Annotated in this window: 18 protein-coding genes; 2 read left to right on the forward strand and 16 right to left on the reverse strand. The window is 56.2% G+C overall.

What is annotated here, in order from left to right; all coding sequences use genetic code 11:
- Positions 1-23: 23 nt before the first annotated feature.
- The 8 genes from ACNA0J_RS23920 to ACNA0J_RS23955 all read right to left on the reverse strand — a co-directional run bounded on the left by ACNA0J_RS23920 (position 24) and on the right by ACNA0J_RS23955 (position 9,593).
- Positions 24-509 carry a hypothetical protein gene (locus tag ACNA0J_RS23920; protein WP_415821385.1) on the reverse strand — a complete coding sequence of 162 codons (486 nt, stop codon included), beginning with the start codon at positions 507-509 and terminating at the stop codon, positions 24-26.
- Positions 510-569: 60 nt separating this feature from the next.
- Entirely contained in the window at positions 570-845 is a 276-nt protein-coding gene (locus ACNA0J_RS23925) for a PAAR domain-containing protein (protein WP_415821387.1), read from the reverse strand.
- 103 nt (positions 846-948) lie between these two features.
- Positions 949-1,989: a pentapeptide repeat-containing protein gene (locus tag ACNA0J_RS23930; RefSeq protein ID WP_415821389.1), complete on the reverse strand. Its 1,041-nt coding sequence runs from the start codon at positions 1,987-1,989 to the stop codon at positions 949-951.
- Positions 1,986-4,586, reverse strand: coding sequence for a DUF2169 domain-containing protein (locus tag ACNA0J_RS23935; protein ID WP_415821390.1), 2,601 nt, complete (start codon positions 4,584-4,586; stop codon positions 1,986-1,988). The genes ACNA0J_RS23930 and ACNA0J_RS23935 overlap by 4 nt, the downstream gene beginning before the upstream one ends.
- Before the next feature lie 28 nt (positions 4,587-4,614).
- The gene (locus ACNA0J_RS23940; protein WP_415821391.1) at positions 4,615-5,583 is read right to left on the reverse strand and encodes a hypothetical protein; all 969 of its coding nucleotides are present in this window, start codon (positions 5,581-5,583) and stop codon (positions 4,615-4,617) included.
- 3 nt (positions 5,584-5,586) lie between these two features.
- A complete protein-coding gene (locus ACNA0J_RS23945) occupies positions 5,587-6,618 on the reverse strand; it encodes a hypothetical protein (protein WP_415821394.1) in 1,032 nt (343 codons plus the stop codon).
- 54 nt (positions 6,619-6,672) lie between these two features.
- Positions 6,673-7,686 (reverse strand): hypothetical protein, encoded by a 1,014-nt coding sequence (locus ACNA0J_RS23950; RefSeq protein WP_415821396.1) that lies wholly within the window; start codon positions 7,684-7,686, stop codon positions 6,673-6,675.
- A 26-nt stretch (positions 7,687-7,712) separates the two neighbouring features.
- Complete coding sequence (locus tag ACNA0J_RS23955) at positions 7,713-9,593, reverse strand: type VI secretion system Vgr family protein (RefSeq protein WP_415821398.1); 1,881 nt, start codon at positions 9,591-9,593, stop codon at positions 7,713-7,715.
- A 378-nt stretch (positions 9,594-9,971) separates the two neighbouring features.
- Here ACNA0J_RS23955 and ACNA0J_RS23960 point away from each other — a divergent pair, with 378 nt between their 5' ends.
- Positions 9,972-10,520: a PIN domain-containing protein gene (locus ACNA0J_RS23960; protein WP_415821408.1), complete on the forward strand. Its 549-nt coding sequence runs from the start codon at positions 9,972-9,974 to the stop codon at positions 10,518-10,520.
- 23 nt (positions 10,521-10,543) lie between these two features.
- Here ACNA0J_RS23960 and ACNA0J_RS23965 read toward each other — a convergent pair whose 3' ends face one another.
- From ACNA0J_RS23965 to rpsO, 4 genes are all read right to left on the reverse strand, one after another.
- Entirely contained in the window at positions 10,544-11,761 is a 1,218-nt protein-coding gene (locus tag ACNA0J_RS23965) for a threonine ammonia-lyase (RefSeq protein WP_415821409.1), read from the reverse strand.
- Positions 11,762-11,796: 35 nt separating this feature from the next.
- Positions 11,797-12,522 carry a hypothetical protein gene (locus ACNA0J_RS23970; protein ID WP_415821400.1) on the reverse strand — a complete coding sequence of 242 codons (726 nt, stop codon included), beginning with the start codon at positions 12,520-12,522 and terminating at the stop codon, positions 11,797-11,799.
- 148 nt (positions 12,523-12,670) lie between these two features.
- A complete protein-coding gene (gene pnp, locus ACNA0J_RS23975; RefSeq protein ID WP_415821401.1) occupies positions 12,671-14,830 on the reverse strand; it encodes a polyribonucleotide nucleotidyltransferase in 2,160 nt (719 codons plus the stop codon).
- 90 nt (positions 14,831-14,920) lie between these two features.
- Positions 14,921-15,190, reverse strand: coding sequence for a 30S ribosomal protein S15 (gene rpsO, locus ACNA0J_RS23980; protein WP_012248532.1), 270 nt, complete (start codon positions 15,188-15,190; stop codon positions 14,921-14,923).
- A 283-nt stretch (positions 15,191-15,473) separates the two neighbouring features.
- Between rpsO and ACNA0J_RS23985 the strand changes: the two genes are divergently transcribed.
- Positions 15,474-15,995 (forward strand): hypothetical protein, encoded by a 522-nt coding sequence (locus tag ACNA0J_RS23985; protein ID WP_415821402.1) that lies wholly within the window; start codon positions 15,474-15,476, stop codon positions 15,993-15,995.
- A gap of 91 nt (positions 15,996-16,086) precedes the next feature.
- On the opposite strand, the gene pssA is transcribed toward ACNA0J_RS23985, so the two are convergent.
- From pssA to ACNA0J_RS24005, 4 genes are all read right to left on the reverse strand, one after another.
- The gene (gene pssA / locus ACNA0J_RS23990) at positions 16,087-16,860 is read right to left on the reverse strand and encodes a CDP-diacylglycerol--serine O-phosphatidyltransferase (protein WP_415821403.1); all 774 of its coding nucleotides are present in this window, start codon (positions 16,858-16,860) and stop codon (positions 16,087-16,089) included.
- Positions 16,861-17,217: 357 nt separating this feature from the next.
- The gene (gene ilvC / locus ACNA0J_RS23995; RefSeq protein ID WP_415821404.1) at positions 17,218-18,234 is read right to left on the reverse strand and encodes a ketol-acid reductoisomerase; all 1,017 of its coding nucleotides are present in this window, start codon (positions 18,232-18,234) and stop codon (positions 17,218-17,220) included.
- A 63-nt stretch (positions 18,235-18,297) separates the two neighbouring features.
- Positions 18,298-18,789, reverse strand: a complete 492-nt coding sequence (gene ilvN / locus ACNA0J_RS24000) for an acetolactate synthase small subunit (protein WP_415821405.1) — start codon at positions 18,787-18,789, stop codon at positions 18,298-18,300.
- Positions 18,790-18,799: 10 nt separating this feature from the next.
- The gene (locus ACNA0J_RS24005) at positions 18,800-20,515 is read right to left on the reverse strand and encodes an acetolactate synthase 3 catalytic subunit (protein ID WP_415821406.1); all 1,716 of its coding nucleotides are present in this window, start codon (positions 20,513-20,515) and stop codon (positions 18,800-18,802) included.
- Positions 20,516-21,090 lie beyond the last annotated feature (575 nt).

Raw genomic sequence — 21,090 nt, forward strand, 5'->3', positions numbered from 1 at the left:
GGTTATCGCCGACCTTCACATCGCTACTTCAAACTGGCATACGCATCATCGTCGATGATCAGTGTAAACATCTTTGCCCGTTCGCAATACCTCACAGGCACGATGCGGCCTATACGCAATAGTGATGGCGCGTTCTCAGTGAACTGCTGCTCGATATCCGCCTTGAATTTAAGTTCGGTATCGTCGTCCGGCTGTACCTCGAGCCGTACGGCATACCACTTTTTGTCAGGCTCTTGCTCAGTGATTCCGGAAAACTCTGCAGACAAAATCGTCGCCACCCCAGGCAGGCCGTGGTCATGAATATCCTGAGAAATGAGCCCGAGCAGCGAGCGCCGATACACAAACAGAAAGTGCCCTATCAAATACAGCGATACCGAGACATTGATGTAGAGCAGTTCGTTCACAGGTTTGCCGAGCGCCAGCAACACGACGAAAATGCCCAACACCACGGTACCGGCAGCCAGGAACAGGACACCTAGCACAGTCGCCCATGCGTATTTTTTAACCATGAGATCGTAGTACAGACATGACGTCGAACGTGAAACCCATGACGTGTCGGACTGCGCACATCAGGCCAGCACGATGACTTTCTTTTGATCCATTTTCAGATACAAGCCCAAGGTATTCCAGAAATTTTGCAGGGCTAGGCATAGCCAACGAATGACCATTCCGCCACATGCCACAACCGTTGTAGAAAACAAGGCAATTGTCGCTCCCAACATGAACAATGTCCCTGTTGCCACCCCGACGACACTCGACGGCATATCGATGGTGATGGGTGCCACCGAGTAAAGGTTATGCGCAGGTTTGTTCTGAATGAAAATGTTAGTGGTGGGCAGCTTCATGCAACTCAGCATGTCATTTTTGGACGGGCCCGTGATATATGGCCCAAGTCCAATGCTTTTACCGCTACCCATGCATCCCCAAAAAGGCATCATGTTCTCCCGTTTAAACGTTCCAGAGTTCCGCGCTAAATAGCTCTTCGTCCTTTTCGATTGCACCAACGCGTGTCTTGACATCCGTCGTCGTCACGGCGCGGTGAAACCGGGTGCTATTCAACGTCACATCGTCAAAGTTGCAATCATTCAGCACGGCATAGGAAAAATCCGCATACTGCAAATCGGCCTGAACAAAATAGCATTTCTCAAATGACGATTTGCCAAACCCGCCCATATCAATGCGGGCGCCACTAAAATTGCTGTGATACACAACAGCGCCGTTCCACATCGACTGACTCAGCTTGGCATTGCTGAATACCGTTTCGTGTATGTCAGCCTTGATGAATACGCCGTTGCGCGCATCGGCCTCGGCAAAATTCGTATTGGAAATCTTGCTGTCACTGAAATTGCACATTGCCAGCTTGCAAGAGGAAAAATCCACCTCTTTCAGTATGGCCTCATTGAACTGGCATCCAGACAGATCCAAACCGGAAAAGTCATGCCCAGACAAATTGCAGCCAGATAGCGCCACATCCTTCATCGTAATATTGGATAAGACACATTCGCGCATATCCAACGTCAAGAATATAGAGCCCGAAATCGTCGCCCCACTGAAATCTGCCTTGGTTAACGTTGAATCGACAACATACGCATCCGTCAAGCGTTGCTCTTTCAGGCTGATACCGGTGGCATCACAATTGGTGAATTGAATTTTGTCCAAATGGCATTCGGCAAACAGCACGCCGCATAAGGTCGACTCGGAAAAGTCTGCTTCGCCAAGCGTACATGCCTGAAAATTGCTCTGACTAAAATCACAGTTATTAAAGCGCACCCCTGACATATCGGTACCTCGGAAGGCCGCATTCTTGAACGCGCAATGCGAGAACATGCTGTCCTTTAACGAACCGCCGTCAAAGTCTGTAGCCGAAAAATCCACGTTATAAAAAGCCATGCCGCTAAGATCATCATCTTTGAATGACTCTCCCGTAGCACTCACCCCCTGTATCGGCTCGACAGACTCGCGACGGCTGACTATATATGCTCTACTCATATCAACCTCTTCGCTGCCCTGAGGTTGTCACGATAGGGAGCGACGCGGGTACGCTGCGTATAAGTGTTATGGACTATCGTCGACGCATCGAGCAGCGTTTCCGACATATCCGCGCGAAACAGGTTGCAATGAGACAGATTGGCTCCAATAAAACTGGATTTCTGAAAATTACCCGTCATCAAATTACTGTCCGACAAATCCGCCATATCTAAGTTGGTGCGCATGAACAGGGATTGTGGCGTCTGTATATTGGTCAGAACACACTGTTGCAAGCTCGCTAGAGAAAAATCGCATTGTTCAAAGAAAGATCCCTGCATACTGGATTTTTCGAATACGACACCTCGAAACAGGCATTGCATAAAACGACTGTGCTCGAATACACAGTCGGTAAATTTCTCGTCCTCTGTGAATGTCACCTTCGTCAATGACGAACTCACAATCCGCACATGCGTATTCCGAGTCTCCATAAAGACGGAATTCGTCATCGTGCTGTTCGAAATCACCACGTCGTGCAACACGGACTCGTTAATATCGATCTTGTCAAAGTGGCACTGGTCAAGCTCACATTGTGTCCATTGCGACGACTCGAAAGAAACGTCGCCAATCTTCACCCCTTTGAAACGCGTGTGCTCGAACTGCATATCGCTTGCACTGAAGTCCTTGATCGTAGTGCCTTCGAAATGGCAATTTCGAAAATACGTGCGCACCTCGACAATCAGATCAGACAACTCGGCATCACGAAATGAAACCTGTTGGAATGACGCCTCACTGATATTGGTGCTCGTCAGGCGCGCGCCATCCAAGTTGGTCCGCAAGAACAGGCCGCGAGCGAGCACGGCCTCATTGAATATCGCGCCGGACAAATTGGTATCCGAAAAGTCGGCCCCCTCCAACCAAGTTCCCGAGAAATCGGCACCCGACAGATCCATATTTGATAGATCAGCACCTGTCAGATTCATTTGGCTGAGATTCTTGCTGGAACGATAACGTCTGAGCACCTTCTCGCGCAGTCTGACGGCACGATGCTCTCCCACCCGAGCAACACCATCCTGATAATGCACGGAGTACAAGTACATTTTCGATAGAGACTGGCGTCCATAAGCATAGGCGTCATGCAGCTTGTTAAACGGAACTTCGGCGACTCCCAACGCGCTGCGCATCTCGCGTCGCGTCTGCATAGACCCCAAAAAACCACTCATCCCGTCGACATCTGGCGGGCCACTCGTTGGAATATGAGGAAGGCTTCTTTCTGTCGAACGATCCAGGCCGTCATAAATTTCACGAGTCAAGCGACGCTGGAACTCCGACATACTCGTATCCGTGTCCAACCTGGCCAAATCCGCGTGGCGATCCTGTTTATATTCCTCCAGCGAGTCTTCCAACATTTTGTCATTTTGCTCGACCAAATCGGGCAGATCATCAAGCGACATGGGCTTGATCGGTCCGACAAATGCGCCGTGCGGATAACCAGCACTTTCCGCAAAGCGACGCATCTTTGAAATCACCGCGTTGTCGTCCAATGGTATTTTCTCGATCCACGGCGCAAGCATATCGGCCGGCATCAGCTCGCGATCTCTCAAGGCGTGCAGTGCCGATTTCTCTGAGTCAGTGCGTAGCTGAAAAATGGTGTGGTAGTCGTCGATGGAGCGCGGACTATCCATGTGATCCATGCCCGCCATGATGGCATTGACGTCATAAGCGTCATCCTCATCAATGGGAAGCTGCCCGTGAAACAACAACACATAACTGCATTTGTGCGGAACGAACCATACTGTGGTCGGCCGCATCGGCATTTCGTCCAACTGGCCAGGAGTGTCGCGCCGCTCAATAAAACAGCGAGCTTTCAGACTGGGGAGCGTACCGGACCAACAATGCAGATCGGGATGCATATTCCAGATCTCGAATGTTTCGTCCATGTTCAATGCTTTTTTTTCCGTCCAGATCTGATCCTCTGACGCGGCATTGAATACACTGGGCTGCATATCGTCGAAAAAGCCCGTGCCGACTGTCCTCACCCATTCCTCATCGTAGCTGCCCATTTTGCTCATACGGGCAGGCCATTCGATATTGATTTGGCCAAAATTCCAAGGCTCGACAAGCTGGCCTTTGGTATGAACACGATCCGTCAACGATTCCAGATTAGGTAATCTAATAACCTGGTTTCCTTGGACGTCCACTGCGTCCAACCCCGTGCCACGCGGATTATCGGGAAAGGACGGCCCACCGAAAGAGTTGGCCCATGACAAGGATTGACATTCAAACGGCACAGGATCAGAGATGGTGTCCCCTAACCAGTAACGGTCGCCAAATACCAGACCATCTTTTTCTTTGGTTCCAACGCGCACTCGAACGACACAATGCGTTTGATCCTCTTGATGTGCGGTATATGCGTTGCCACTGACCAGATATTCCGGATGCGGCTTGGGCATGACAAAATCCAGCACCTCATCGGAATCCAATTCCGGCAGAATATCGTGTATCAATGTATATTCCGGCTCGATTAGCGGGCGATCCCCCTCGTGCTTGATCAACACGGCCAACGTGACCGCCAGATACTTCCCATTACGCCATCGGTATGGACGCGGCATGACCATCATGCGCAGCGGCTTTATTATTTTCATGCATTCACTTAAATATCAGTTTGCCTGCTGACCATAGTTTGATCAGACTTCGGGACACGAAATTTTTGACAGCTGTGTTGTGCCGATCTTCTTTCAAGGTCGTCACGGCGGCCACATAGAAATCGCCTAGAAAACCGATTTCTTTGGCAGGTGCGATTGCCGCCGTTTTCTGCCAATGAAACGCCCCGGTTATCGAAGAATACCCAAGGCTAAGCAAACTCTTGGACACTGGATTGGGAGACTCCATCGTGTATCCCCCCCAATAGATGGAGTTGGATTTGTCGATGATGCTTTCATCGTGATCTGCAGTTGCGGTGTAGTTCAAACAATCGATCGTGAGCTTGGACGTCGTCGTCTGGATATAAGTATTCGTTATCTTCCAGTCCGTCTTGTTCGTCACGGTCTTTGTCTCGTTGCCCAGGTATGTTTCTGTCACGAGACCCTGTACCATCGCCTTCAGATAGCCGAAAATCTCCAGCCCGGGTGCGCTTGGATTTTGAGCTACAGCAATGGCAACGGCCACCGCCGCTCCGGCCTGTGCGGCTAACGCCGGCGGCAAGCCCTCACTAAGGGCTTCCTTCGTCTTGGCCCTCGCGACATTCTTGTCGCCTCCCGCCTTTTCCGCTTCTTCTCCTGCCGCAGTCACCGCCAAATCATTTTGGTCGCTGGCATTGACATCCTTGCCTTCATCCAGAACACGCTGCTTGGCCTTATTTCCCGCCACATTTGGGTCAGCAACCGCACTGCCCACAACCCCTTGAGCCAACTCGGTCAAATTGGCGTTGGGATTGTTTTTGGCTAGTTGAGTTACTGTCTCAGAGGCCGCAGCATTTGTCAGGGGATCGACGCCATAATCCTTCAGTACGTCGGAAACTTCTGTTCCGATGTTGCCAGGCGTGAGGTCCACCATACCGATCCGCTGTGCGGCCTTATCGGCATCGGAGCCAGGAATGACATTAAAAGGAAGCGACATAATCTATTTGAGAAAAGCCTTTGCCGTCGAGATGATTTTCTTCCCGAATACCCGGACTTCAGCGGCGGATTTTCGATGATCCTTAAACTTCAGTTTGACTTTGCTATTCCACACCAGATCGGAATCAAATACCGCTAGATACACCCGTCCCAATGTCTCGGTGACAGTCGCTACGGCCAGGCTTTTGACTCTCCCTCCCCAGCGGTATTTATAGATGAGGTTAACGGAGTAGCTTTTCTGCGCGTATGAATCGTAGCTGCCCAGATACTTACCTACAGCGGCGCCCTCGTGCGCTCGAACGTCTTCGCCGCTGCTCGATGTTTTAATCGTGTCGCACGTGACCACAAAATTATTAGCCTTCATGTTGTAGGTCGTATTAGACAAATTCGTATGGATAGACGAATCCGCTATCTTGAGCAGCTCAGTGTTCTTGAAGATATATTCCGCGTCACCGTGCACCATCATCGTCAAGTAGCCAAAAATCGAGAAGGACTCCGCCTCGGCCATGTTCTGCGCCAAGATTGCAGCCACTGCGGCCGCAGCGGCCATTTCCGGGCTGGAGCCCTCCTCCATATATTGGTGAATCTTGGTACGCAGATCCTGCTGTGATTGCGCATCGACAACACCTGCATTGCGCAACACACCATTAGCTTCGTTAAACGCGATGTCCTCTTGCTGCTGCGCCGTCAATGCATCCAGCGGTTCGCCCGTCGCCTTCAGCGCCGCCGCCACACGCTCTTTCGCATTGCTGCTGGCCACAGCAGGATCCGCCAAGGTGATGCCGACCACATTTTCGGCCACCTTTTGTGCTTGAGCGGGATCTTTCGTGGCCAGGTCTCCCACGGCGGTGCTGGACACTGCCGCCGTCACCGGATCACCGCCGTGAGAGACGATGGTCTGTTTCACGAAGTCCTGCAGCGCAGGAATATCCAAGTCGGGGCCCTGATTGGCAAAATAATTGCTCACTTCATCCACAGCTGCAGCGGCATCTGAACCCGGAAGGACATGCGGGATGTTCTGATAAGGATCAGTCATGGCTATCTCTCGATATCAAAACACGGCTTGGCGAATCGATAATAAAGCGCTTCATTACGGAAGAATGATGAGAAATGCCGCGAAACCCAACAAAAAGTCGTTGGCCTTTTTATTGATCTTGTCTGATTTCTTATACACAAAGCCAAATGTCCCCGCGCGGGTCAGGCCACGAGTCCGCATATAACCTGCCGTACCCACCTTGAATGTCGCATAACTGGCGTTGATCAAGCTCAGATCCACACCAAATACACCCAACGAGTTTTCACATCCCGACGTGTGCATGAAATACGTCGTTGCCATCGTAAAACTACAATCACTGCGTTCCGACACTTTCCTCGTCGTGACGATATTCGTTTCTTTTTCAGACGCAAGAATAGCAATCGCGTTCGCGGTCAACTTGACGTCTTTCGCATTAACGTCAACGTCACCCGTGTGCGTATAAACCGTATCACCTACGGTCGTCTTTATCTGCGAATTCTTAAAATCGAGGTCCACATAATCGTAGACCGTTACTTTCAGATTGCCATAAATATCGATGCCCGCGGGTAGCAACTTTCCGCCAGAGGCGGCATTGATAATCGCCGCCTGTGCCTGGGCGGCGAGCTCGGGGGACATCCCCGCATTTTTCATCGCATCGCGGGCATCATTTAACGCGCTGTTTGCCCCACTGGTCATGGATATTTTTTGACCATCCGGCAAATTTGCGTTCTTGGCATCGATGAATTGTTGGATATCTCCAGAATCAGGAATGCCCTTCTTGTTGTTTGCATCCCGATAGCCCAACAATTGATCGCGTTGCTCGACCAGAGACGGTCGAGCATCCATGGATTCCTGATATACCTGCGTTGCAGCGGCCGAGGCTGCAACGTCGGGTTTCATCCCTTGCTCATAGTACGAATTCGCTAAATCTACGGCTTTGCTTTCAAGCGCAGAATCCCCATTAGCGCCAAGCTTGGCATGCTCCGCAATAATGTTTTTAACGGCATCCGCAGGTGGATTAGTACCCAGATTGTTGATATCTTGATTGACACCCTCTACCACTTCGGTAGCAAGATTCGTGTCCGACATGGGGAGTCTCCAAAAAGGCGCTCGAGTCAGCCCACATTACCAAATATGGTTTTCTTGAAATTCCCGATCTGTACCGAACCAAAGGCGCCCGATAAGAAGTGACCCACCGCACCAATCTCAGTCACGGCCTGCACGCCGGTCTGCGTGGTCGTCAACAACCCCGTCGTTGATGTCACAACATCGCCCTGGGTTTTTTTCAGCACAGTGCCCTTGGTGTCTTCGGAATAAGCCTTTTGATTGACAGTGGTCGCGCCATCCCGGATAAGGTCTGTCGTCTTTTTGACATGTACGCGCAATGAGCCAGCAGTAATCGAGTACAAGCCAGTCACATCGACGGTGTAGTCGCCTCCCACTGTGTGGTCGTGATTATTCACCACCTCATTATTCATGTCCTTCTGCGCCCGTTGGTGCACCAACTCACACCCCAGCGTGTCATCAAAAATCATCTTGTTGCACATTGTCGGGTCGCCATACACCGACTGGCTGCGGAAACCACTCTGATTTGCCCCGCCCGGCAACTCCACTGGCGGCATGTTGTTGGCGTTATAAACACGCCCCAACACGATCGGCCGATCCGGGCAGCCGCCGATAAAATCGACAACCACTTCGTCATTGATCCGCGGCAGCTGCAACCCGCCAAATCCGCCACCGGCCCACGGGCTCGATACCCGCACCCAGCACGAGCTGCTTTCGTTTTTCTGCCCGTAGCGGTCCCAGTGGAATTGGATTTTGATCCGGCCGTATTTGTCGGTCCAGAGTTCCTTGCCCGCCGGTCCGACCACACGCGCCGTCTGCGGGCCGTGGGTGCGAGGAATCGGCGTCGTGCGAGGCGCGCGATATTGCACGTTCGACGGCAGAGCCGAGAATGACTCCTCGTAAAACTCCTCAGTACCGCTCCCACTGGAATAGCCGCCCACGCTCATCCGGTAGTTCACCATCACCACCAGATACTCGCGGTTTTCTGCTTTGCGCGGATGATTTCGCAGGGTAAACAAATGCCCCGGCGCCAGGCCCCGGGCGTTGCTCAGCCCCAAGTTTTGTTCCTGAATACTTTGCAATTCCTCCAGGCGAATACGAGCGTATTGCTCGCCGTGCTGGGCCTCTTGGAAACCGCCCTGCCATTCGAACATTTCGAGGTTGCCCGGCTCTGAGCCGCCTTTGCGCTTGGACATGGCATCCAGGCTCGCCCCCGGTTTCGTAAAGTCGTAGTCCACCGTGGCATAGCCGTCAGGTGTCACCTGCGCCGAGACTTCCCACATCGAGATGCACTCTTCCTGCGGCGTCGCTACCCGGTCGGGCCCATAGTAGGGAATCGTCTCGTAACCGGGCGCCGGACTATGCGAGGCAATATCGTCGGTCATGACCAGTGTGTGCTGGTCTTTATCGTGCTTGAAGTAGTAGTAAATCCCTTCGTGCTCCATCAGGCGGCTGATGAAGGCAAAATCCGTTTCCTGATATTGGACGCAGTATTCCCACGAGCGATAGCTGCCCGTGAGTTTCATCTCGAACGGATACCCGTATTCCCCGAGCACCTCTTTGATAATGTCGGGAATGTTTTTCTGCTGGAATATCTTGTTATCCGAGGTCTGCGTCAGATACCAGAGCCATGGCTTGACCGTGGCTTTATATATGTAATTGCGCGAGACGCTGTTTTCGCGGCCCACCATGACGCAACGCACCACTTGCCCGCCGAGGTAACGTTTCGCGGATGAGGTGGCTAATTCGAGGGTCAACGGCTTGCCCAGCAGTTGTTTCAAATCCAGGTTGAAATTGTCAGCCAGCAGCTCGACTTCGAATTCGAACAGTTGCGACAAGCCCTCATATCCTGCCATTTGCCGGAATGTCAGGCCGTCTACTGCCGTATGGGCAATGATGGGGCGAGACTGAAGGACGCTAGGAATATCCACAAACTTTCTCCAGAGACTATCTCCGACCCGTTGCCGCGACCACACGACTGACCATCCAGGATGTTCATCCCAATGTCATGTAAACCACGCACAATGGCCCGTTATAGACTAATCAAAGCAAACTACTGGAAGAAAAATAGGGACTCAATGCGGTTTTCCCTAATAGATGCAACGAATCTATAACTGTCTGAAACGCCAGAAGAATCTGCCCAATAGAGCGCGTCGGCCAGCGGCTACCTCTTGTTACCACAAAGCCTGAACGCGTTCCTGTTACAGTGACGGCCGTCACCATTTTTGAGGCGCTGCCTGGCGCCACCTGCCGTGCCCGTCCTTCCCCCTGCTTCGCCCCCCTTTGTTGTGCTGGACGCCTGCGTGCTGATGTCCGGCATCATGCGCCGCCTGATGTTGAGCCTGGCTGCTCACGGGGTTTACCAGCCCGTATGGAGCGAACGTATCGGTGAGGAATGGCGCCGAAATGCCGCCCGGCTATGGGCGATCCCTCTGGATGTGTTGGAAATGCAATGGGCGGAGATGAATGACCGCTTTCCGCAAGCGACAGAACACGATCTGGAGATCTACGAAGCCGGGTTACGTTACAGCGATCCCAAGGATTTTCATGTCATTGCAGCGGGACTGGCGCGGCGAGCGCGTTGCGGGCTGCAACAACCGCCCCAGGTACTGGTGACCACCTGGAATCTGAAGGACTTTCGCCGTTCTGAGCTGCGACGCCAGGGGCTGGACGTATTTAACCCGGATAAATTGTTGTCGCAGTGGTGGCAAGACAATGCGGACCAGTTGCGAGAGTCGATTCGGGCGATACCGGCGGACTATATTGCGCTGGGCCGGGATCCGGAACCGCTGGACGCGACACTGCATCGCGAGCGGCTATATCGCCTGAAGGCGCTGGTCGCTCGCGACGGTCTATGAAACTGAGACGCCCGCCAGGGCGTTCAATGGTCGTGATTGCTCGCCGCAAATCCTGCAGCGTTCAATATATCGATCACTTCCTGAATATGCTCAGGACCGCGAGTCTGTAATACGAAATCGACTTCGACGTTCCGTACCGGTAGCGCGGTAAAGGCGCGTTGGTGATGCACCTCGGTAATGTTGGCCTGGGCATCTGCGATCAGTTTGGTGGCGTGCGCCAAGGCGCCGGGCAAGTCGCGCAAATCCACCCGGATACGCGCCAGGCGGCCCGCGCGCACCATGCCGCGTTCGATCAACTCACCCAGCATCAACGGATCGATGTTGCCGCCGGTCAGCACCAGCGCAACGCGTTTGCCGCGAAAACGTTGCCCGCCTTCGGCTTGATCGCGCAGCAGTGCGGCCAAGCCGGCTGCTCCCGCGCCCTCGACAACGGTTTTCTCGATTTCCAGGAGCACGACGATAGCGTGCTCGATATCGCTCTCGCTGACCAGTTCGATACGATCGACGGTGCGGCGAACGATTTCTTGGGTGATGACGCCAGGGGATTTCACTGCGATGCCTTCGGCGATCGTGTAATGCCCAGGCGTCATCGATGCCCCCTTCACGGCAGCGTACATGGACGGAAAGCGCTCGGTTTGTACGCCGACGACTTCGATACCGGGTTTGATCGCTTTCGCAGCGGTCGCAATGCCGCTGATCAAGCCACCGCCACCGATGGCGATGACCATGGCGTCCAGGTCCGGCTGGTCCTCCAGCATTTCCAGCGCCAGGGTGCCCTGCCCCGCGATGACGGCCTCGTCGTCGTAGGGATGGATCATGATCAGGCCACGCTCACGCACGAGTTCGTAGCCATGCGCCTGCGCATCGTCAAAGGTATCGCCATGCAGGACGACTTCCGCGCCGAAACGCCGCGTATTGGCGACTTTGACCGTAGGCGTGAATCGCGGCATGACGATCACGGCAGGCACACCCATGCGCTGCGCGTGATAGGCCACGCCCTGCGCGTGGTTTCCGGCGGACACAGCAATGACGCCCTTGCTGCGCTCCTGCGGCGTCAGCGCCAGCATTCGATTTAACGCACCGCGCTCTTTGAACGAGGCGGTGAACTGCAGGTTTTCGAATTTCAGCCAGATCTCGGCGCCCAGGATATCGGAGAGCGTCCGCGAGTGCGTAAACGGCGTTTTATGCACTTGCCCTTGTAGACGGGCTCGGGCGGCTTGTATGGCGGCGAGATCGATCACGGTCGAATCCAATCAGAATTCCTGAGTGTAAATCCTCAGCGCACGGGCAGGAAATTAAAGAACAATAGTCCCTGCGCATAATTGATCCCGATGCGCCGGTCGTTCTCGCCCAACAGGTTGGCAATCAAATCCAGTCGGCCAATAATGGCGCCGAATTCGCGCTCGAAACTGAGGTTGGTGACGGTGGGCGATATTTCGTTGGCCAATAACAAAGGCTCACCCGCCAGATTGCGGCGAGATGCCAGCAACCAGGCAGCAGCCTCGACGTTGCGCGCGGCGTTGTAGACCCGTTGCCCATGCAGCACATCGGACACGTAAATACGCGTTTTGTCGTTGTGGGCAGCGATCAGTGTATCTGCCAGGCCATAAATAAAGGCAGCGACCCGGTCGCGGGTATAAGCAGGATCTAGCGAGACAGCCAGGATCTGAATATCGCGTAACCCACTCAGGTCGGCAGGCGGTGTGCGGGTTTCGATCATTTTTCGCACTCGGGCCACGGCTGCCTCTTGTGTGGAGACACCGGCTTTGCGCCATTCGCGGGGATTGCGGCGATACAGCTTGTCCAACAGGCTGTACAGGCTGTCCAGGTTGTCGCGAATTTCCAGGGTGACGGTCCGGTTGAAATCAGTTTGTGCAAACTGATCCATGGACATCGTTTCGCTTTCCGGTCCAACCGCCTCGGGCTGACCTAGCGAACAGCCGGCCAGCCACAACAGGCTGCCGCTCGCACACATCCAGGCTACCCACCGTGGGCACCTCATGCCCGTATGATTCCTGTGCTGACCAATGAGTGCTCCGTCGTGTCGTGGCAGGCACCCCATGTTCCTGCATCCTCGCGTCCAGGAATTTACCGTAAACAAAACAAAAACGGCACCTCGCGGTGCCGTTTTTGCTCAAGAAACGCAAAGCTTATTCAGCTTGCGGCGCCGATTGAGGGGCGGCTTCAGCACCGGGTTGCTGCTGTTGCTCGATCCCGCCGATGGCTTTGATGGACAGACGCAGACGGCCCTTGTCATCAGCCTCGATGACCTTGACGCGGACCTGTTGGCCGACCTTGAGCACATCGTTGATGTTGGCGATGCGGTAGTTGGCGATTTCCGAGATGTGCAGCAAGCCATCACGGCCCGGCAGCACTTGCACGATGGCGCCGAAATCCAGCAGGCGCAGGACGGAACCGTCGTAGACCTGGCCGACTTCGACATCCGCGGTCAGCTCGACGATACGGCGTTGGGCTTCTTTAGCCTGAGCCTCGTCCACGCTGGAGATCACGATCGTGCCGTCATCGGAGATGTCGATCTGGGTGCCGGTTTCTTCGGTGAGGGAGCGAATGGTAGCGCCGCCCTTGCCGATCACGTCACGGATCTTTTCCGGATTGATCTTGATGGTCAGCATGCGCGGCGCAAAGGCCGACAGCTCACCACGCGAACCCTCGAGGGCCTCGGTCATCTTGCCCAGGATGTGCAGGCGGCCTTCGCGGGCCTGGGCCAGCGCAACCTGCATGATTTCCTTGGTGATGCCCTGGATCTTGATGTCCATCTGCAGCGCGGTAATACCGTTTTGCGTACCGGCCACCTTGAAATCCATGTCGCCCAGGTGATCTTCGTCACCCAGGATGTCGGTCAGGACAGCGAATTTGCCATCGTCCAGGATCAAGCCCATGGCCACACCGGCCACGTGATCCTTGAGCGGCACGCCGGCGTCCATCATAGCCAACGAGCCACCGCACACCGACGCCATCGACGAGGAGCCGTTGGACTCGGTGATTTCCGACACCAGACGGATGGTGTACTGGAAATCCTCATGGGGAGGCAGCAGCGACACCAAGGCGCGCTTGGCCAGACGGCCGTGGCCGATTTCGCGGCGCTTGGGCACACCGATACGGCCAGTTTCGCCGGTCGCAAACGGAGGCATGTTGTAGTGCAGCATGAAACGGTCACGGTATTCGCCCATGAGCGCGTCGATGATCTGCTCGTCTTGCTTGGTGCCCAGCGTAGCGATCACCAGAGCCTGTGTTTCACCGCGGGTGAACAAGGCGCTGCCGTGTGCACGCGGCAACACGCCCAGGCGCACGCTGATGGGGCGCACGGTGCGGGTGTCGCGGCCATCGATGCGGGGCTCGCCGTTCAGGATCTGACCGCGAACGATGCGGGCCTCGAGGTCGAACAGAATGTTGTCGACTTCGACCGCGTCAGGAGCGTCTTGGCCAGCAGCGGCGGCCTGCTCGGCCAGCTTGGCATGCACGTCGGCGTAGGCTTCACGCAATTTCGTCGTGCGGGCCTGCTTTTCGCGAATCTGATACGCCGCCGCCAAGCTGTCTTGGGCAGCCGTGGAGGCTGCGGCAATCAGGCTTTCGTTTTTGGGAGCAGCTTGCCATTCCCAGTCGGGCTTGCCAGCCTCGCGCACCAGCTCGTGGATGGCGTTGATGGCAGCCTGCATTTGCTCGTGGCCATACACCACGCCGCCGAGCATGACTTCTTCGGACAGTTGCTGAGCCTCGGACTCGACCATCAGCACGGCATTTTCGGTACCGGCGACCACCAGGTCCATCTTGGACGACTTCAGTTGCGACGCGGTGGGGTTCAACACGTATTGGTCATCGATGTAGGCCACGCGAGCGGCGCCGATCGGACCATTGAACGGAATGCCCGAGATCGCCAAAGCAGCGGAGGCGCCGATCATGGCCGGGATATCGGGATCGATGTCGGGATTGACCGACAGGGTATGCAGTACCACTTGGACTTCGTTGTAGAAGCCTTCGGGGAACAACGGACGCAACGGACGATCGATCAGGCGCGAGGTCAGGGTTTCCTTTTCGGAGGGTTTGCCTTCGCGCTTGAAGAAACCGCCGGGGATACGGCCCGCGGCGTAGGTTTTTTCGATGTAGTCGACCGTCAGCGGAAAGAACGTCTGACCGGGTTTTGCCTTTTTGGCAGCCACGACGGTGGCCAATACAACCGTATCGTCCACGGACACCAGCACAGCGCCGGAGGCCTGACGGGCGATCTCGCCGGTTTCCAGCACGACCGTATGCTGGCCGTATTGGAACGATTTAGTCACTTTATTGAACATGACGAGAATTCCTTACAAATGAAAAACCGTGGCCGCTGCGACGAACGCCGCACCGACCACGGTTGTGTCATGGGGAGCCTGCCCCGTCGATCACTTGCGCAGACCGAGTTTTTCGATCAGTGCGCGGTACGAATCGGGATTGCGACCCTTGAGGTAGTCGAGCAGTTTGCGACGACGGCTGACCATGCGCAGCAGACCGCGGCGCGAATGGTGGTCCTTCATGTGTTCTTTGAAGTGACCGGTCAACTCGTTGATACGAGCGGTCAGCAGGGCTACTTGGACTTCGGGGGAACCGGTATCGCCTTGGGCGCGTTGAAACTGAGCGACGATGTCGGCTTTTTTGATGTCAGCTACGGACATGGAATGACCTCTTCGGACTGGCGGCAGGGCCGAGGTGCCCTACCGTGGTTTTAAAAAACGGCAAACAGTTGCGCAGGCGCTGGCATGCGCGAAATACGACTTTTTGTACAACTTTTTGACGTGCGTTCAATATTAATTTGCCCGGCCATACACAATAGCCGGGCAAATCAAGGATGGAATTATAGCCGATTCGCTAGAATTACCCTACTAGGCCGGAATACCCGTTGTCTGGCCGCCTTTTTCGGGCGCTGGCCCCATGGCCGCCGCCCGCCGGAGAATCGCCATGCCCCGTCATATTTACCGCTTGGCAAGCCGCGCCGTGGCGCTGACCGCCGTGCTGGGCGCCCTGTCGGCCTGCGCCAATCTTGCCCAGGTACCGCCCGGCGCCCCGATGGCAGAGGTCACCAGCCAGTTTGGCCGGCCCAATTTTGAATGCAACCGGGCCGACGGCACGCATCGCGTCATCTGGACCACCCAACCGTCCGGCCAGTACGCCTGGGGCACGGATCTCACGGCCGACGGACGCACCGAGCAGATCGTTCCGATCCTGACCGATCCCTATTTCAAGCAGCATTTGGCGCAAGGTATGACGGCGGAGCAAGTCCAGTGCGAGTTCGGTCCGCCGGCCGATATCTCGGGTGTGGGTCTGCCTAGCGTGCGCGAAACTGTCTGGGCGTACCGCTACAAGCAGTCGGGCGTCTGGAATTCGCTGATGTATGTGTATATGGGGCGTGACGGCAACCACGTGACCCGCTATCACCCCGGCCCTGATCCGTTGTACGACGAGGATAGGCGCTGGCGCTGAGACGGCCCCAGACACTACCCGGGCCTAAAAAAGAAAGCGCGCATGCCAGATGACCTGGCGATGCGCGCTTTTCGAGTCAAAACGGCCAGACTCAGTCCGAGTGCGAGCGGCGCTCTTGTTGAAAACGCCGGGCGCGATTCCAGCGCCAGAACATCACCACCCAGCCCGACAGGCCATAGAGTACAAACAAGCCGAACAGGACAACCGGGGGGTCGCTGGACACGAAGACGAATACGGCGACCACCAGCAAAATGCCCCAGAACGGCACGCTGCGGCCCAAGGCAAAGCTCTTGCCGCTGAAGAACGAGGCATTCGACACCATGCTGACGCCCGCATACATGGTCAGGGCGAACGCCACCCAGCTCAGCACGCTGTCGTGCAGGGGCAGCTTGTTATCGATCGCCAGCCAGACAAAACCCGCCACCAGCGCAGCAGCAGCCGGGCTGGGCAACCCCTGGAAATAGCGTTTATCGACGACCCCGATATTGGTATTGAAACGGGCCAGGCGCAGCGCCGCCCCCGCCACATACACGAATGCGGCCAGCCATCCCCAACGGCCCAGATCATGCAGCGCCCACTCGTACATCACCAGTGCCGGCGCAACGCCGAACGAGGTCATGTCCGACAGAGAGTCGTATTGCTCGCCGAACGCCGATTGGGTATTGGTCAGCCGCGCCACCCGGCCGTCCATCCCATCCAGCACCATGGCGACGAAAATCGCGATCGCGGCAGTCTCAAAACGATCGTTCATCGCCTGCACCACGGCATAAAAGCCGGCAAACAGTGCCGCAGTGGTAAAGGCGTTGGGCAGCAAATAGATGCTGCGGTGACGATTTTCGGAATCTCGCATTGAAAAATTGGGCATATTTACAAAAAATGGCGGCGAACAGCTGAAAGGTTAACCCATTCGTAAGGAAAAAAGGCCCCTAACGCTGTACAAGCGGCTGGTTGGCTCACCGCAATTGGCGTGCCAGCAGGATTGCCGTGACACGCAACGATCCACCTAGGCTGCGCTGCGCCGGGACTTATTTCCAACGCCTGCGTCTTTCCCCGGGGTCCGCCTGGCGGCAAAAAAGCCCCCCACGCTGCGCCTTCGGCTTGCTGCCCCCCCAAGGGGGCGCTTTTTGCCTCGGGGCGGCCCGGCGACAAAAAAAGGCATCCTTGGGAAAGGATGCCTTTCTTGCCCTACCCCTTCGCGGGGGAAAGCGTGACTAATGCGATCTTAGTTCTTGGACTTGTCGACCAGCTTGTTTGCAGCGATCCAAGGCATCATGGCGCGCAGTTTGCCGCCGACTTGTTCGATCTGCGATTCCGCGTTGATGCGGCGGCGCGAGGTCAGGGTCGGAGCGCCAGCGGCGTTTTCCAGGATGAATTTCTTGGCGTACTCGCCGGTCTGGATGTCGGTCAGGCATTGACGCATGGCTTGGCGCGTTTGCTCGGTGACAACCTTGGGACCGGTCTCGTATTCGCCGAATTCGGCGTTGTTCGAGATCGAGTAGTTCATGTTGGCGATGCCGCCTTCGTAGATCAGGTCAACGATCAGCTTCAACTCGTGCAAGCACTCGAAGTAAGCCATTTCCGGAGCGTAGCCTGCCTCGACCAGCGTGTCGAAACCCGCCTTGATCAGCTCGACCGTACCGCCGCACAACACGGCCTGTTCGCCGAACAGGTCGGTCTCGGTTTCTTCGCGGAAGTTGGTTTCGATGATGCCGGCACGGCCACCGCCGTTGGCGCTGGCGTACGACAGGGCCACGTCACGGGCAGAGCCGGACTTGTCTTGGTACACGGCCACCAGGTGGGGCACGCCGCCGCCTTGAGCGTAGGTCGAACGCACGGTGTGGCCGGGGGCCTTCGGGGCGATCATGATGACGTCGATGTCGTCACGGGGCACGACTTGGCCGTAGTGCACGTTGAAACCGTGAGCGAATGCCAGAGCGGCACCAGCCTTGATGTTGGCGTGGACTTCGTTGCGGTAGACCGCAGCGATGTTTTCGTCAGGCAACAACATCATGACCACGTCGGCGGCCTTGACGGCTTCGGCGACTTCTTTGACTTCCAGGCCGGCGTTAGCGGCTTTTTTCCACGAAGCGCCATCCTTGCGCAGACCGACCACGACCTTCACACCCGAGTCATGCAGGTTCAGGGCGTGGGCATGGCCTTGCGAGCCGTAGCCGATGATGGCAACGGTTTTGCCTTTAACGAGGGAGAGGTCGCAGTCTTTGTCGTAGAAAACTTTCATGTTGTGTACTCCGGATTATTTTGAATTCAGTTAATGCAGTAGGGGTGTAGGCAAAAATGCCTGTTAGATCTTCAGGATCCGTTCGCCGCGCCCGATGCCGGACACGCCGGTGCGCACGGTTTCCAGGATGGCGCTGCGATCCAGGGCGTCAATGAATGCCTGCACCTTGTCCTGCGTGCCGGTCAGTTCAATGGTGTACGTCTTGTCGGTCACATCGATGATGCTGCCACGGAAAATATCGGCCATGCGCTTCATTTCCTCGCGCTCCTTGCCGACAGCCCGCACTTTGATCAACATCAGCTCGCGCTCGATGTGCGGCCCTTCGGTCAGATCAACGACCTTGACCACGTCGACCAGACGGTTCAAGTGTTTGGTGATCTGCTCGATGACCTCGTCCGAGCCGACCGTCACCACTGTCAGGCGCGACAAGGTCGCGTCTTCAGTGGGCGCCACGGTCAGCGTTTCGATGTTGTAGCCACGCGCGGAGAACAGGCCCACCACGCGCGACAGCGCGCCGGGTTCGTTTTCCATCAGCACGGAAATCACGTGTTTCATGATCGCCTCCTTACAGGTCTTCGGAACCGAGCAGCATCTCGGTCAGCCCGCGGCCGGCTTTCACCATCGGCCACACGTTTTCGGTGCGATCCGTAATGAAATCCAGGAAGACCAGGCGATCCTTGTGCTTCTTGAATGCTTCGCGCAGCGCAGGCTCGACATCCGCCGGACGTTCGATACGCAATCCCACGTGCCCATATGCCTCGGCCACTTTGACAAAATCAGGCAGAGAATCCATGTACGACTCGGAATAGCGCGAGCCGTAATCGATCTGCTGCCACTGCCGGACCATGCCGAGGAAACGGTTGTTCAGGCAGATGATTTTGGGCGTCAGGTGGTATTGCTGGCAGGTGGACAGCTCCTGGATGTTCATCTGAATCGATGCCTCACCCGTGATCACGGCGATTTCCGATCCCGGATTCGCCATCTGTACCCCCATGGCGTACGGCAAGCCCACGCCCATGGTGCCCAGGCCACCGGAATTGATCCAGCGACGCGGTTTGTCGAACTTGTAGTACTGTGCCGCCCACATCTGGTGCTGGCCCACATCGGAGGTCACGAAAGCGTCGCCGCCGGTGACTTCCCAGAGCTTTTCCACCACGAATTGCGGCTTGATGACTTCGTCGGAATTGGCGTATTTCAGGCATTCCTTGCCTCGCCATGTCTCGATCTGCTGCCACCATTTTTCCAGGGAAGCCGGCTTGGTCTCGGCGCGCGCAGCGTTGTATTGCGCGATGAGCTCGACCAGCACGTCTTTCACGTTGCCCACGATCGGCACATCGACCCGCACCCGCTTGGAAATCGACGAAGGATCGATATCGATGTGGATGATTTTGCGCGCATTTTGCGCAAAATGGCGAGGGTTGCCGATCACGCGGTCGTCAAAGCGTGCGCCCACGGCCAACAGCACATCGCAGTGCTGCATCGCCATATTGGCCTCGTAGGTGCCATGCATGCCCGGCATGCCCACAAACTGACGGTCGGTCGCCGGCATGGCGCCCAAGCCCATCAGCGTGTTGGTGCAAGGCGCGCCCAACAAATCCGCCACGCGGCGCAGCTCATCCGAAGCATCGGACAGAATCACGCCACCGCCCGAGTAGATCATGGGGCGTTCGGCAGCCAGCAGCATCTGCACGGCTTTTTTGATCTGTCCTTGATGCCCCTTGTTGACAGGCGCATACGAGCGCATGCTGATTTCGCCCTTGGCAGGGACGTATTTACACGGCTGCAGGCTGACGTCTTTGGGGACATCCACCAACACGGGGCCGGGCCGGCCGGTGCGGGCGATGTAAAAGGCTTTGCGCAGGGTATCGGCCAGATCCTTGACGTCGCGCACCAGGAAGTTGTGCTTGACGCAAGGACGCGTGATCCCCACGGTATCGCATTCCTGGAAGGCATCCTCGCCTATGGCCGCCGTGGGGACCTGTCCGCTGATGATGACCATCGGGATCGAGTCCATATAGGCGGTGGCGATGCCCGTGACGGCATTCGTCACGCCGGGGCCGCTAGTCACGATACATACGCCGACCTTTTGCGACGCGCGCGAATAGGCATCGGCGGCATGCACGGCAGCTTGCTCGTGGCGCACCAGGATATGCTGAAATTTGTCTTGCTTGAAAATTGCGTCGTAGATGTACAGCACAGCGCCGCCGGGATAGCCGAAAACGTGCTCGACGCCTTCTTCGGCCAGGCAGCGCACGAGTATATCGGCGCCTATGGTTTCCATGATATTCATTTCCTGTTTCAGGACCGGCCCTGTTTTCCTGACTGTTGCACGCCCTGATACGGCAGCAACCGAACAAATACCAACGCCGACAACATGATCTGGCGCTTTGAGATTCACGGAACCTCGCCACCCAAACACCTTGCCAACCTGGCACGCATTCGTCGGGAACGCAGTGCAAACGCCCCAAGGGGACGCTGGAGGTCGAAATGGAAGCTTTGGCAACACACGCTTGTGACGCGGCCAACAGCAGGTAATTACTGGGGCGTAGCGCCTGGAATGTAGTCTGGGCGGCACGCTTGCCTGAGCGCCAGCATCGGATAGGCAGACTGGCGCAAGAAAGCGAATTTACCGCGTTGCGGCATTACGAGCAAATCGGCGATTAGCATATTCCCCACACTCATCCGCCCCCATAAAAACGAAAGCCCCTCCGGGGCCGACGCGATTCTCCAACCGTGAGTTTGCGGCGGCCCGGCAGGGGTGGCAGGCGGGACTGTTGGAGGCCGCCCAGTCCGTGGCTCCTCGGCGGGGGCAGTCCGGGGGCCATGTTTGAGTGCCGCGCAGCGGCGCGAGTTTGG

This window comes from Bordetella tumbae, from assembly GCF_965139195.1.
GTDB lineage: Bacteria > Pseudomonadota > Gammaproteobacteria > Burkholderiales > Burkholderiaceae_B > Bordetella_A > Bordetella_A tumbae.

Coding starts and splice junctions, on each gene's coding strand:
- ACNA0J_RS23920 (WP_415821385.1), bottom strand. CDS start 509: ATGGTTAAAAAATACGCATGGGCGACTGTGCTAGGTGTCCTGTTCCTG.
- ACNA0J_RS23925 (WP_415821387.1), bottom strand. CDS start 845: ATGAAGCTGCCCACCACTAACATTTTCATTCAGAACAAACCTGCGCAT.
- ACNA0J_RS23930 (WP_415821389.1), bottom strand. CDS start 1,989: ATGAGTAGAGCATATATAGTCAGCCGTCGCGAGTCTGTCGAGCCGATA.
- ACNA0J_RS23935 (WP_415821390.1), bottom strand. CDS start 4,586: ATGATGGTCATGCCGCGTCCATACCGATGGCGTAATGGGAAGTATCTG.
- ACNA0J_RS23940 (WP_415821391.1), bottom strand. CDS start 5,583: ATGTCGCTTCCTTTTAATGTCATTCCTGGCTCCGATGCCGATAAGGCC.
- ACNA0J_RS23945 (WP_415821394.1), bottom strand. CDS start 6,618: ATGACTGATCCTTATCAGAACATCCCGCATGTCCTTCCGGGTTCAGAT.
- ACNA0J_RS23950 (WP_415821396.1), bottom strand. CDS start 7,686: ATGTCGGACACGAATCTTGCTACCGAAGTGGTAGAGGGTGTCAATCAA.
- ACNA0J_RS23960 (WP_415821408.1), top strand. CDS start 9,972: ATGTCCGGCATCATGCGCCGCCTGATGTTGAGCCTGGCTGCTCACGGG.
- ACNA0J_RS23970 (WP_415821400.1), bottom strand. CDS start 12,522: ATGAGGTGCCCACGGTGGGTAGCCTGGATGTGTGCGAGCGGCAGCCTG.
- pnp (WP_415821401.1), bottom strand. CDS start 14,830: ATGTTCAATAAAGTGACTAAATCGTTCCAATACGGCCAGCATACGGTC.
- rpsO (WP_012248532.1), bottom strand. CDS start 15,190: ATGTCCGTAGCTGACATCAAAAAAGCCGACATCGTCGCTCAGTTTCAA.
- ACNA0J_RS23985 (WP_415821402.1), top strand. CDS start 15,474: ATGCCCCGTCATATTTACCGCTTGGCAAGCCGCGCCGTGGCGCTGACC.
- pssA (WP_415821403.1), bottom strand. CDS start 16,860: ATGCCCAATTTTTCAATGCGAGATTCCGAAAATCGTCACCGCAGCATC.
- ilvC (WP_415821404.1), bottom strand. CDS start 18,234: ATGAAAGTTTTCTACGACAAAGACTGCGACCTCTCCCTCGTTAAAGGC.
- ilvN (WP_415821405.1), bottom strand. CDS start 18,789: ATGAAACACGTGATTTCCGTGCTGATGGAAAACGAACCCGGCGCGCTG.
- ACNA0J_RS24005 (WP_415821406.1), bottom strand. CDS start 20,515: ATGGAAACCATAGGCGCCGATATACTCGTGCGCTGCCTGGCCGAAGAA.